General features: G+C 71.0%; 10 protein-coding genes. 9 read left to right on the forward strand and 1 reads right to left on the reverse strand.

Annotation, left to right across the window (positions count from 1 at the left end; genetic code table 11):
* Positions 1 to 54 precede the first annotated feature (54 nt).
* Positions 55 to 4,008 carry a type VII secretion protein EccCa gene (gene eccCa, locus J2S41_RS05250; protein WP_310376295.1) on the reverse strand — a complete coding sequence of 1,318 codons (3,954 nt, stop codon included), beginning with the start codon at positions 4,006 to 4,008 and terminating at the stop codon, positions 55 to 57.
* A gap of 148 nt (positions 4,009 to 4,156) precedes the next feature.
* On the opposite strand from eccCa, the gene eccD reads away from it, so the two are divergent.
* From eccD to J2S41_RS05295, 9 genes are all read left to right on the forward strand, one after another.
* Positions 4,157 to 5,554 carry a type VII secretion integral membrane protein EccD gene (gene eccD / locus J2S41_RS05255; RefSeq protein WP_310363725.1) on the forward strand — a complete coding sequence of 466 codons (1,398 nt, stop codon included), beginning with the start codon at positions 4,157 to 4,159 and terminating at the stop codon, positions 5,552 to 5,554.
* A 1-nt stretch (position 5,555) separates the two neighbouring features.
* A complete protein-coding gene (gene eccB, locus J2S41_RS05260) occupies positions 5,556 to 6,971 on the forward strand; it encodes a type VII secretion protein EccB (protein WP_310363727.1) in 1,416 nt (471 codons plus the stop codon).
* A 191-nt stretch (positions 6,972 to 7,162) separates the two neighbouring features.
* Positions 7,163 to 7,453 (forward strand): type VII secretion target, encoded by a 291-nt coding sequence (locus tag J2S41_RS05265; protein WP_310363729.1) that lies wholly within the window; start codon positions 7,163 to 7,165, stop codon positions 7,451 to 7,453.
* 42 nt (positions 7,454 to 7,495) lie between these two features.
* Positions 7,496 to 7,786, forward strand: a complete 291-nt coding sequence (locus J2S41_RS05270) for a hypothetical protein (protein WP_310363730.1) — start codon at positions 7,496 to 7,498, stop codon at positions 7,784 to 7,786.
* Between the two features lie 144 nt (positions 7,787 to 7,930).
* A complete protein-coding gene (locus J2S41_RS05275) occupies positions 7,931 to 8,596 on the forward strand; it encodes a WXG100 family type VII secretion target (RefSeq protein ID WP_310363733.1) in 666 nt (221 codons plus the stop codon).
* Between the two features lie 33 nt (positions 8,597 to 8,629).
* The gene (locus J2S41_RS05280) at positions 8,630 to 11,656 is read left to right on the forward strand and encodes a hypothetical protein (RefSeq protein WP_310363736.1); all 3,027 of its coding nucleotides are present in this window, start codon (positions 8,630 to 8,632) and stop codon (positions 11,654 to 11,656) included.
* On the forward strand, positions 11,653 to 12,525 hold the full coding sequence (locus tag J2S41_RS05285; protein ID WP_310363739.1) for a hypothetical protein: 873 nt from the start codon (positions 11,653 to 11,655) through the stop codon (positions 12,523 to 12,525). The genes J2S41_RS05280 and J2S41_RS05285 overlap by 4 nt, the downstream gene beginning before the upstream one ends.
* 51 nt (positions 12,526 to 12,576) lie before the next feature.
* Positions 12,577 to 13,032, forward strand: a complete 456-nt coding sequence (locus J2S41_RS05290; protein WP_310363741.1) for a YbaB/EbfC family nucleoid-associated protein — start codon at positions 12,577 to 12,579, stop codon at positions 13,030 to 13,032.
* Positions 13,032 to 13,349 carry a hypothetical protein gene (locus tag J2S41_RS05295; protein WP_310363744.1) on the forward strand — a complete coding sequence of 106 codons (318 nt, stop codon included), beginning with the start codon at positions 13,032 to 13,034 and terminating at the stop codon, positions 13,347 to 13,349. The genes J2S41_RS05290 and J2S41_RS05295 overlap by 1 nt, the downstream gene beginning before the upstream one ends.
* Positions 13,350 to 13,369 lie beyond the last annotated feature (20 nt).

The following is a 13,369-nucleotide window of genomic DNA, read 5'->3' on the forward strand; positions in this document are numbered from 1 at the left end:
GACGGCGAAGGCCCGCTCGCTACCGAGCGGGCCTTCGCCGTCCGTGGACACGGATCAGCTGGCGCTGACCGGGGTCTGGACCAGCCGGACGGTGCGCCGGCGGTCGATGTACTGGGCACGGCCGGTGGGGAGCAGCCGCGGCTTGACGGTGCCGAGGAACGAGCCCTCCTCCCGGGGGCAGGAGAGCAGCAGCGCGGGGGCGCCGAGTTCCCAGGCCCGGCGGATGGTCGCGTTCATCATGGCCCGGGAGGCACCGGCGGTACGGCGGGCGATGATCAGGTGCAGGCCGATGTCCGCGCCCTGGGGCAGCAGCGGCAGCAGCGCGTCGATCGGCGTCTCCCGGCCGCCCTCGGCCAGCTCGAAGTCGTCGACCAGCACGAACAGGCGGTGCCCGGTCCACCAGTCGCGGCGCGGGAGCCGGTCCGGCGTGATGTCGTTGCCGGGCACGCGCTCCTTCAGCATGCCGGCCGCCTCCTTGATCGTGGCGGTCAGCGCGTCCGCCGCCACGGAGTAGCCGGTCTGGTACTCCTGCGGAACCGCGTCGTACAGCTCGCGCCGGAAGTCGCCGAACACGATCTTCGCCTCGTCCGGGGAGAAGTGCGAGGTGATCGAGCGGGCGACGTGCTTGAGCATGTTCGTCTTGCCGGTCTCCGCGTCGCCGAAGATCAGCAGATGCGGGCTGAGGTCGAAGTCGTGCCACATCGGCTGCAGGCGCGCGTCGTCCAGACCGATGACGATCTTCGGGTCCGCGGACGGCGAGGCCGCGCCCGGCTTCGGCAGCGCGGTGGCGGGCAGCTCGGCCGGGAGCAGGCGCACCTCGGGGGCGCGCGGCGCGGTGCCGGACGCGATCATCTCGACCAGGTCGGCGGTCGCGTCGCTGAGGCTCTCCTCGTCGCTGTCGCCGTCCACGCGTGGCAGCGCGCCGAGGAAGTGCAGACGTTCCGGCACGATGCCGCGGCCGGGGATGGCCGGCACGGTCGCGGCGAACTTGCTGTTGATCTCGGAGTCGATCGGGTCACCGAGGCGCAGCTCGAACCGGGTGCCGAGCACGTCGCGCAGCCACGGCCGCATCTCCGCCCAGCGGTTCGCGGCGATGACCAGGTGGATGCCGAAGCTCAGGCCGCGCGCCGCGATCTCCTGGAACCGGCTGTCCAGCTCGTCGAAGTCCTGGCGGACCGTGTACCAGCCGTCCACGACCAGGAACACGTCACCGTACGGGTCCTTGTCGCGCAGCACGCCGGCCGCGCGCGCCCGCCGGTAGTTCGCCATCGAGTCGATGTTGTTCTGGCTGAACAGGTTCTCCCGGAACGCCAGCAGGTTCGACATCTCCTGGACGGTACGGGTGACCCGGTCGCGGTCGAGCCGGTTCGCCACGCTGCCCACGTGCGGCAGCTTCGCCACCGAGGCGAGGCTTCCACCACCGAAGTCGAGGCAGTAGAACTGCACGTCGCGCGGGGAGTGGGTGAGCGCCAGGCCGGTGATCAGCGTCCGGAGCAGCGTGCTCTTGCCGGCCTGCGGGCCGCCGACGATGCCGACGTTGCCCTTGGCGCCGCTCAGCTCCGCCAGCAGCAGCTCGCGGCGCTGCTGCGCGGGCATGTCGAGCAGACCGATCGGTACGACCAGCGGCGCGTACCCGCCGGTCGGCATCAGGCCGCGCTCCTCGTCGTCGATCAGCGGCGGCAGCAGCTTGTCCAGCGTGGCCGGCTCGCGCAGCGGCGGCAGCCACACGGTGTGCGCGGCCGGTCCGATGCCGCGCATGCGCTCCAGCAGCACCTCGGAGAGGGCCGGCGGCTTCTCGTCCTCCTCGGTCTCCTCCGGCTCCTCCTCGGGCTGCTGCGGCTCGATGTAGTCGGTGCCGAACGCCAGCAGCCGCGCCGGGCCGGAGCCCGCGGTGCCCTTCACCTTGGCGGCCCGGTACGGGCCGGACGAGTACGCGCCCTTGAACCGGGTCAGCGTGTTGATGTCCGAGCGCAGGTAGCCGTTACCGGGCGCGTTCGGCAGCTCGTACGCGTCCGGCACGCCGATCACGCTGCGGCTCTCCATCGCGGAGAAGGTCCGCAGACCGATCCGGTACGACAGGTGGGACTCGATCTGGTGGATGCGGCCGTCGTCGAGCCGCTGGCTGGCCAGCAGCAGGTGCACGGCGAGCGACCGGCCCAGGCGGCCGATCATCGCGAACGTGTCGACGAACTGCGGCTTGCTGGTCAGCAGCTCGGAGAACTCGTCGACCACGATGAACAGCGCGGGCAGCGGCTCCAGCGGCGCGCCGCCGGCCCGGGCCATCTCGTAGTCGCGGCGGGACGCGTAGTTGCCGGACGCGCGCAGGTGCTCCTGACGGCGGACCATCTCACCGGTGATCGCGTCCTGGAGGCGGTCGACCAGCTCGGCCTCGTCCGCCAGGTTCGTGATGATCGCGGCGGTGTGCGGGATCCGGTCGAAGCCGAGGAACGCCGCGCCACCCTTGAAGTCGACCAGGATGAAGTTGAGCTCCTCCGACGAGTGCCGGACCGCCAGCGCCAGCACTAGCGTCCGCAGCAGCTCGGACTTTCCGGAACCGGTGGCGCCGACCATCATGCCGTGCGGGCCCATGCCGTTCTCGGCCGCCTCCTTGATGTCCAGCTCGATCGGCTGGCCCGTGGTGGTGATGCCGATCGGCACGCGCAGCCGCGAGCTGGGGCCGCGGCCCCGGCGGTACGACTCCAGGTCGAGCATCTCCACGTCCGGGATGTTGAGCAGGCCGGCGAGGTCGTAGTCGGTGGCCATCGGCTCGTCCGCGTCCACCGCCGTACCGATGCGGTACTTGGACATGCTGCGCGCCAGCGAGTCCACCGACGGGATGCCCAGCCGGTCAGGCCGGCACAGCTCGGTGCGGTTCGGCTTGCCCAGGTGGTCGAACGTGACCATCTCCACGAGCTCGTCGCTGACCTCGAGGAACAGCGTCTGCGGCCGGGACTGCCAGGCGATCGCGCCGCCCAGGTCCAGGATCACCGCGTTGCGGTAGCCCTCCGCGGCGACCCGATGGTCCGGCGGCATCTGGAGCCCGTCGAAGACCACGATGGTGAACGGCTCGGACGTGGTGATCGGCGTGTCCGGCTCGAACGCGGGCCGGCCCAGCAGGCCCACCTCGGTGAGCAGCTTGTCGGCCTCCTTCGGGTCGGTGGTGAACAGCCGGCGCGGTCCGGCGGCGTCCGGCGTGTCGTCGGCCTGCGCGTGCGGCAGCCACTTCACCCAGTCCCACTCCTCGCGGAACTGGTCGGCGACGCCGAACACCAGGCGCAGATCCCCGGGGGCGTGTGCGAAGACGGCCTGGGCGAGCAGCGCGCGGACCATCGGGCGGGTCGCCTCGGGCCGGCCGTGCAACTGCACCCGGGCGTACCCGCGCAGGTAGATCGCGATCGGCGCGTCGGTCACGCTGGTGTACGCGCGGAGGAACCGGCGCAGCGCGTGCGCGGCCATCGGCTCCAGCTCGTCGATCGGCTTGGTCGCCGGCGGCTTCAGCCGCATCGTGGACTTGCGGTTGCCGATGCCGATCCGGACCTCGCCGAAGTCGTCGTGTGCGGTGCGCCGCTCCCACAGCCGCTGGCTGAGCGCGGCCGACCAGAGCGACCGCGGGTCCGGGTGCAGCCAGCGCGCGGCCCGGTGCTGGTCGACCAGCGCCTTGCGGACCTTGCGCCGGGTCTGGGTCAGATAGCGGTGGTAGTCCCGCCGCTCCGCGTGCATGCGCTCCTTGTGGTCGCTGGCGTTGCGGAAGAACGGCACGATCACGCCGGCCGCCACCGAGACGACCATCAGGCCCATGCCGAGGTACGCCAGCGTGCCCGCGCCGGCACGCACGAAGACCAGCATCATCGCCAGCGAGCCCAGCGCGACCGGCACGTAGAGCCAGATCTGCCCGATGCCGCCGGCCGCCGGCTCCGGCACGACGGGCGGCTCGTGCAGCTCGATGTCGCCGGTGGGGGCGACCGGCCCGGTGCGGCGGGGCCGGCGAACGAACGCGACCGTACCCATGGTGTGCTCCTGAATCCTCTGCGGGGGCACCTCGTGAGGGTTATCCCCCCGCCGTCCGGTCCCGCGCGCGTGCGCGCGTGGCCGGGGCGGCGTTCCGGTTAGCTTCACGGCCGGATGCAGGGCTGGAAGGGGAACCGGAAAACAGCGGATGGAAGAGTCCACACAGCGTCGCACGGCAGCGCCGGTAAGGCTACGGTTTGTCCTGGGGCAGAATGTGACAGATGTCGCGGTGCCGGCCGAGGTCGCGCTGATCGACGTGCTGCCCGCGGTGCTGCCCGCGTTGCAGTCCGACGCCGCCGACCACGGCACCGACCACGACGGGTACGTCGTGCAGCGCCTCGGGCAGAAACCGCTGGACGAGGAGAAGTCCGCCGCCGAGCTGAACCTGCTCGACGGCGAGACCGTGCACGTGCGCCCGCGCGCGGCGGCACTGCCCCCCATCGACTACGACGACCTGATCTCCGGCATCGCGGACCAGGTCACGCACCACTCCGACCACTGGTCACCGGCGCGCCTGCGCGGCATGCTGCTGGCGCTGGCCGGACTGTCCATCATGCTCGCGCTGCCGGTGCTCGGGCTCAACGGCCTGCCGCTGGAGCGCGCGTTCGCGTCGGCCGGCCTGTGCGTGGTGCTGCTGACCGCGGCGGGCGTGGCCAGCCGGGCCGCGCTGGACCCGGTCACCGGCACCATCTTCGCCGGGGCCGGTGCCGCGTACGCCGCGGTCGGCGCCTGGGCGTTCGCCGGCTACGCGCTGCCGGACGCGGGCTGGGCGCTGCCGGTGGCGACCACCGCCATCGCCACGCTGGCCGCGCTGTGCGTGGGGCTGGCCGCGGTCGCGGACAGCGCGCTGATCTTCACCGGCGCGATCACGTTCACGATCGCGATCGGCGTCCCGTCCGTGATCGCCGCCTACACCGGCTACTCCCAGCAGGCCATCGCCGGCATCTCGCTGGTGATCAGCCTGGGCGTGATGATGGGCCTGCCGCTGATCGCGTTCCGGCTCGGCGGCTCCTCGCTGCCGATGCTGCCCGGCCGCCCGGACCAGCTCAACGAGGACATCGACCCGGTGCCGCACCAACTCGTGGTGGACCGGGGCAAGGCCGCGGTCAGCTACCAGTCCGCGCTGCTGATCGGCATCTGCCTGGCTCAGGTGCCGCTCGGCATGATCCTGATCGCGCCGGGCGGGTTCTGGATGCTGCTGTTCGCCGGGATGGCGGCCGCGCTGCTGTTCCTGCGCGCCCGGCACCTGACCACGGCCATCCAGCGATGGGCCGTGCTGGTGCCCGGCACCACCATCACGGTCGGCGTGCTGATGCGCTGGCTGGTGGAGCAGGACCTGCTGATCCGCGCCGCGGTGGCGCCGTTCATGCTGGCGATCGGGCTGGCGTTCGTGGTGGCCGCGACCGTGGTGCCGGGGCGGCGGCTGCGGCCGTACTGGGCCCGGGCCGCGGACATCGGCGAGCTGATGATCGCGGTCGCCACGCTGCCGGTGCTCGGCCAGGCGCTCGGCATCTACCAGTTCATCCGGCACTGGGCGGGCGGCTGACATGAGGTCGCGCAGGGATCAGGTACAGGCGTACCTCTTCGAGGCCAGCCGCATCGTCGGCGGCATGATGAAGGGCCGGCCGGACAGCGACGACCCGCCGCACCGCCGGTTCGCCATCGGCGTCGTGGTCGGGCTGCTGTTCGCGGTGCTGATCACGGCCGGCTTCGGCATCTACGGCCTGCTGCGGCCGGGCGGCAGCACCCAGTGGAAGCGCGAGGGCTCGATCATCCTGGTCAAGGAGACCGGCGCGCGCTTCCTGCTGATGGACGGCCAGCTCCGGCCGGTGCTCAACTACACGTCGGCGCGGCTGATCCTGCAGAACGAGAACGCGGTCATCACGGTGGCGCGCAAGTCGCTCACCGGCGTGCCGGTCGGCGGCCCGATCGGCATCCTGGACGCGCCGGACAACCTGCCGATCGCCTCCGCGCTGCACACGGGCACGTGGACGGTGTGCGCCCGGCCGCCGGCCGAGCCGAACGACCCGCCGCGGACCACGCTGATCTTCACGCCCGCGGCCGCGGCCTCGTCCGCCGGCACCGGCGCGCTGCTGGTGTCCACGCCGGACAAGGTGCTGTACCTGGTCTGGGAGGGTCGCCGGTACCGGATTCCGGAGCCGACCGCGATGACCGCGCTCGGGTACGACTCGACACCGCCGATCGCGGTCAACCCGGCCTGGCTCAACTCGATCCCGGCCGGCCGCGACCTGGCCGCGCCGGACATCCCGGGACGCGGGGAGGACGGCCCGCAGCTCAACGGCCGGCCCGGCGTGGTCGGGCAGATCTACGAGGTCAGCAACGCGGTGGTGAACACGCGGCAGCTCTACCTGCTGAGCAAGGAGGGGCTGCAGCCGCTGAGCCGGACCGCGGCGGCGCTGATCATGGGTGATCCGGAGACGCGCAGGGCGTACCCGAACCAGAAGGTCGACATCATCCCGGTGGGCGCGGACGGACTGCGCAACGTCCCGGTGGTCGAGTCCGCCACGCACGTGGTCGGTTACCCGGCGTCACCACCGATGCCGGTCAACGCGATCGGCTCGGACATGCCGTGCGTCCGGCACGCTATGTCCGGCGGCGGCACCACGGTCACCACCACGTCGCTGAAGGAACAGGACATCGCGGGCGCGGTCACGGTACCCACCAAGACGGCGACGCCGTCCACCGTGGACGAGGTGGTGGTGCCGACCGGCTCCGGCATGTTCGTGCAGGACCGGGCCGCACCCGGCGCGGTGGCCGGCGCGCGCTACCTGGTCTCGGAGTACGGCGTGAAGTTCCCGCTGCCGGACGACAACACCGTCGGGGCGCTCGGCTACGGCGGCGTCGCGCCGGTCGACATGCCCTCGCAGATGCTCGCCATGCTGCCGACCGGGCCGGTGCTCAGCCGCGACGCCGCGCTCCAGGGGCAGGTGTGGGGCCAGTGACGTCACGGCGATGGCCGGGGCGAGGGTCGCGGCGAGACGAGGCGAGGGAAACCCCCGCCGAATACCCCCGGGGCCGCGGCTCCACCCCGGAACATCACCTTCGGTGATTGCATGACGGGGACGGATCGCCGGCCGCGCGGCGGCGTTACCAGAACGAATCAGATCAGCCCGAATGACCAGTGGAGGTCGCAATGGCGCAGACAACTGATGTAACCCCGGACATGATCCGGGCCTGCGCGGATCGGCACGAGACCACGAAGTCCAACTTCAAGAGGGCCGAGGACGGCGTCACCCAGCAGGTCGAGGACCTGTACGCCAAGAACAGCGGTGACCTCATGAAGAAGCTCAAGGAAATCCAGGAGATGTGGACCGGCGAGATGGAGGAGTGGCAGAAGGTCCTCGGTGACCTCGCCGCCTACATGGACGAGTGCGCCAACAAGCTCGAGGAGCGCAACCGCGCCCAGGCGCAGGAACTCAACTAGTCCACCCCTTCCCGAAGTCATTCAGTCGAGAAAGGAACCTCCATGCAGGACGGTCAGATCAAATACGACTACGCGGCGATGGACGACGCGTACGAGGAGATGCTCCAGGTCTCCAAGAACATGCAGAGCGAGATCGAGGCGCTGATGGACGACGCCCGCGAGCTGCTCGCGGCGTCCGACGGTACGTTCGTCACCGAGTACAACGCCAAGGCCGGCAACATCAGCGAGGAGTTCACCCGGCTGAACGAGGAGATGTCGTTCCGCGCGAACCAGCTCCAGCAGATGTTCAGCGACATGGGCGTCTTCGACCAGAAGCTCGGCGACGGCATCTGAGCGTCTCGGTCCGGCCGGTGTGACTCCGCGCGAGTCCACCGGCCGGTTCTCGGTTTCCCGTACCGATTATTGACCTTGTCGTTGCCGACCTCCGTGCGGTGACCACGCTTCCCTTGGAACACCAGGCCTGGAGAGGGCAGAGGAATGAGTACACCGTCCACCACCGTCGTAGCGGACAAGCTCCAGGCTGCCGCGACCAAGCTCCGTGATCTCGTCGACGACGCCGACATGAAGGTGTTCGGCGTGCTCACCAGCGATTACAAGGACCTCGAAGCCGGCAAGTTCGACTCGGCCGTGTGGCTCGAGGCGCTGGTGCAGGACCGCCTGAGGGGCATCGACGAGCACGGCAAGGCGATGAAGAAGGCGCTCGACGACCTCGCGGACAAGCTCGACAAGATCGCGGACCTGTTCCGCAAGAACGACGACGCCAACGCCGCGTCGCTCCAGGGCGAGGCGTACGACATCATCACCACCTGGGCCGACTCCACCGCGGATCTGTCGATCCCGAAGGCCGAAGAGGGCTCGTACGACACGAACGACAAGGGCGCCACGAACAACAGCGCCAAGTTCGAGATCGACAGCTCCGGCGGCGCGGTGTGGAAGGACGGCAAGCTCGACATCAAGATGACCGGCGAGGACAAGCTGGTCATCAAGGACGGCAAGGTCGTCATCGACGAGGCGAACAACGCCAAGCCCGGTGGTGAGGACGTCACCTTCGACGGCGGCTTCTTCAGCGGCAAGCCGGACGCGCCCAAGGACGAGAAGGGCGAGTTCACGTTCACCATCGGCAAGGACGACCCGGAGAACTAGGGCTGATCATGACGACCTTCATGGAGGCCCGCCGTGGCCACTGACGAGTCCTACGTCGGTTCCTTCGACGTGCCGGCGCCGACCGGCCAGACGTTCGCCAGCCTGCGGGTGTGGACCGACCTGTACCCGTACGTCAAGGAACTGGTCGACAACACCGTCACGGTCGGTAATCACTGGCACGACGCCGGGCGCGACATCGGCAAGGCCATGGAGCGGATCAACGCGATCAACACCGGGCTCCAGGAGGTCATCAACTCGCTGGTCGGCCACTTCGAGGGCAAGGCCGGCGAACGGTTCGGCGATGTGGCGGACGCCCTGCACCGCCACTCCGTCGGCGTCTACAACAACCTCGAGGGCTACCCCACGAAGGTGGGCGACGCCGGGCACGACATCAAGGTCTTCGCCAAGGAGTTCTGGGAAGCGCACAAGATCTTCCACCAGCTCACCGAGGCCCAGGAGGACCTGTACGAGGCGGTCGTCCGCAAGGCGTACGCGGGTACCGGCGAGGACCCGCCGGCCTCGCTGATCCAGCGGGCGCGCGACGCCGCGTACCAGATGGTCGAGCAGGACCAGATGATGCCGCACATGCGCTCGCGGCTGGTCAACCTGTCCGAGAAGTACAACCGCCGTGGCGCCTCGATGGACGAGCTCCAGATCGAGATGACCAACTTCGAGAACGGCTACAGCGGCGAGGGCAGCGGCGGCGAGACCGAGGAGGAGCGCAAGAAGCGCGAGGAGGAGGAGCGGAAGAAGCGGGAGGAGGAGGAAGAGGAGGCGGAGCGGAAGAAGGAGGAAGAGGAGGCCGAGGCCAAGGAGAAGGAGGAAGAGGAGAAGGCCGCCCAGAAGGAGAAGGAGGCCGAGGAGAAGGCCGCGAAGAAGGAGGCCGAGCAGGAGGCCAAGGAGAAGGAGGCCGAGGAGAAGGCGGCGCAGAAGGAGAAGGAGGCCGAGGAGAAGGCCGCGAAGAAGGAGGCCGAGGAGGAGGCCAAGCAGAAGGCCGCCGAGGAGAAGGCCGAGCAGAAGGCCAAGGAGCAGGAAGAGAAGGCGGCCGCCAAGGAGAAGGAAGCCGAGGAGAAGGCCGCCGAGCAGGAGAAGAAGGCTGAGGAGGCCGCGAACGAGGCGCTCGCCGGCATGGGCGGCGACACCGGCGGTGGCATGGGCGGCGACACCGGCGGTGGCATGGGCGGCGGCATGGGCGGTGGCACCGGCGGTGGCACCGGCGGCGGTAGCGGTGGCGGCAACTCGGCCCGCGACAAGGCGCTCGAGGACGCCAAGCAGGCGGCCAACGACGCCATCGAAGACCTCAAGAACGGCGGCGAGGATGTCGGCGGCGAGGCGGGCGGCACGCCGTCCACCGGCTCCGCGGACCCGGCCGCCGAGCAGGCCGAGGCCGAACGGCAGCAGGCGCTCGAGGACGCCAAGAAGGCGGCCAACGACGCTATCGAGGGCCTGATGGGCGGCGGTTCCGGCTCGACCGGCGGCGGTTCCGGTTCGACCGGCGGCGGTTCCGGTTCGACCGGCTCCGGCTCCGGCTCGGGCAGCCCCGCCTCGGAGGCGACCCGGCAGAAGGCGCTGGACGACGCGCAGAAGGCCGCGAACGACGCGATCGACGGCCTGATGGGCGGTTCCGGAGACACCGGCAGCGGCGGCTCTCCCGCGGCGGACGCGGTCGAGGAAGCTCAGCAGGCGGCGAACGACGCCATCGAGGACCTGATGGAGGACACCGCCTCCGATCCCACGCTCAGCGACCAGGAGAAGGAAGACCGCACCGAGGCGCTGGAGGACGCGCAGGACGCGGTCAACGACGCGCTCGACGAGATGGAGGCCGGCCTCGGCGGCGGCACCGACACCGGCGAGGAGGCGGTCGACGAGGCGCAGCGGGCGGCGGACAAGGCGCTCGACGGGCTGCTCGAGACCACCAGCGACGACCCGGCCGCGAAGGACGCGGTGGAGGACGCGCAGAAGGCGGTCGACGAGGCGCTCGAGGGCGTGGACGACTCCGGCTCGCCGCAGCAGGCGCTGGACAACGCGCGCAAGGCCGCGGACGAGGCGATCCAGGGCCTGATGGACAGCACGGCCGCCGACCCGAACCTCTCCGCGGAGGAGAAGGCCGACCGGATGGACGCGCTGGAGAACGCCCAGGAGGCGGTCGACGAGGCGCTCGACGAGGTCGAGAGCGGCCTGGACTCCGGCAAGGGCGGCATGCCCGCGGTCGGTGGCCTGGGTGACACCGGCGGCGGCACGGGTGGCGGCAGCGGCGGCGGCGACCCGAGCGCCGCCGAGCAGGCCGCCCGTGACCAAGCGCTGGAGGACGCCAAGAGCGCGGCGAACGACGCCATCGAGGACCTCGAGGCGCTCGGCCTGGACGAGAACGGCAAGCCGCTGGACGGCGTCGGCGGCGGCTCCGGTGACGGTACCGGCGAGGGCGGCGAACTGAACCCGGACGACGCGCTGCGTGACGACGCGATCGGCGAGGCCCGCAACGCGATGTCCGACACGCTCGACGAGATGATCGCCGAGGCCGAGGCCATGCCCGGCGACACGCCGGAGGAGCAGGCCCGGATCGAGGCTCTGGAGGAGGCGAAGGCCGCGGCCGAGGGCGCGCTCGACGACCTCATCGAGGAGGACGGCATCCACACCGGCGACGGCGCGGAGACCAGCCTCGAAGACCTGCTGGGCGGCGGTGGCGACGGCACCGGCGGCAGCAGCGGTGGTAGCGGCGGCGGGGTCGGCGACCTCGGCGACCTCGGCGGCGGCGGTGGTGGCGGTGGCGTCGGCGGTCCGGAGACGCCGGCCGGCGAGGGCGTCAACCTGATGCCCGCGACCGGCGGCGGTGAGGGCGGCGGCACGGCACAGGCGGCACAGACGTCCACGGCCGGCGGCTTCAGCGGGGCGACCGACCCCAACCAGCCGATGCAGGCCATGCCGCCGGGCGGTGCCGGCCACGGCGCCCAGCCGCCGAAGGACCGGGAGCGCAACACCTGGATGGAGGCGGAGGACGGCGCCTGGGACGAGTTCGACTCCGGCCTCACCACCGGCGCGGTCGGGCGGCAGTCGTCATGAGCGAGACCCCGGTCACGCTGGACGACGTGGCCCGCCTGCTGCTCGGTGCGCGCCCGTACGCGCTGTACGAGGAGGCCGACCGATTCGACGCCCGGCGCCGCGCGCTGGCCGATCTCGGTGCCGACTTCGACATCGCGATGCGCCGGGTGGACGAGGCCTGGGAACGGCCGCCGGAACTGGGCCCGCTCTCCCAGTCCGGCGCCCGGCCCGCGCTGATCGCCGCGACCCTGCGGGAACTGCGGTCGGCCGACTACGGCGACTCGCTGCGCCGGGCCGGGGACGCGCTGCTCAACGGCCAGCAGCAGGTGCGTGAGCTGCTGCTGGCCCGCGACGCGGCCCCGGCCGACCAGCGCGCCGGCTTCGATCACAAGGGGCTGCTGACGCTGCACTCGGTCAACAGCGCGTTCGTGACCGCCGGCACCGACCTGCCGGAGCCGCCCGCGGTCACCGCGACCGGCGAGCCGCTGTCCACGCGGCAGCTGCCGGAGCCACCCCGGCTCACGCCGCCCACCGGCGTGACGCTGGCCGGGGTGTCGCTGTCGGCGGCGGCGGTGCAGACCGCCGACGAGCCGGACCCGCTGGCCGGTCCCGGCAACAGCGGCGGTGGCGGCGGTGGTGGCGGTGGCGGCAGCGGCGCTCCGATGGGCGCCATGCCGATGCCGATGAACAACGCCGGCATGGGCGGCATGGGCGGCATGCCGGGCGCGATGGGCGGCGCGGGCATGGCGGGCGGTGCCGGGATGACGGGCACCGCCGCCGCCCGTACTCGCAAGGAGGGCAAGGGGCCCACCGGCGAGGTCGAGGCCTGGCTGGAGACGCAGGAGCGGGAGGGCTGGGACATTCCCGGCCGTGGCAAGGTCAAGTTCTGAGTCCCGCTCGGGTTGTGATCACATAGCACCCGGCACGGAGAGGAAACGCGGATGAACGACAGGGCAGGGAACGCGCAGCGGGAACTCGACGCCGCGCTCGCGCAGCTCGACGCGGAGCGCGCCAAGCTGGCCGATCTGGGTGAGCAGATCGGGTCGGGCAGCACCGTGCACACGACCAAGGACCGCATGCTCACCGTGACGCTCAACGGCCGCGGCGACCTCACCAAGCTGGCCTTCAACAACCCCAAGTACCGGCAGATGGCACCCGCGGAGCTGGGTGCCGCCATCGTCGACGCGATCGCCGCGGCCCGTACCGAGGCGATGGGCAAGATGGACGAGATGCTCGGCGCGGACCTGCTCCCCGGCATCTCCTTCAAGAGCCTGGCGAACGGTGACATCCCGCTCGACCAGATCGTCGGCAACTTCATGGAGACCGCGCTCAAGGCGCTGCCCGCGGACGCGATCAGCGCGGACGACCGCGCCCGGCTGAAGGGTGAGAAGCACTGATGTCCGAGATCACCAGGGTGGAGATCCCCGTCGTCAACGGCTCGTCGCGGGAGCTGGACGGCATCGCGGATCAGTTGGAGACCGCGCTCATCTCGCTCAAGCGGCGGCTCGAGGCCGTCGACGGGTGCTGGGGCGACGACGAGGCCGGCAAGAAGTTCGCGCAGAGCTACATCCCGAAGGCCGAGGCCACGCTGGAGAGCAGCCAGCTCAGCCACGAGGCGCTCTCCACCGTGGCGGAGAACCTGCGCTTCATCACGACCGAGTTCGCCAAGCTCGACGAGTACGGCGCCGACAAGCTCGAATTCAAGGACGAGTAGGCGGGAACAGGCACCAGCCC

It is taken from the genome of Catenuloplanes atrovinosus (assembly GCF_031458235.1).
GTDB lineage: Bacteria > Actinomycetota > Actinomycetes > Mycobacteriales > Micromonosporaceae > Catenuloplanes > Catenuloplanes atrovinosus.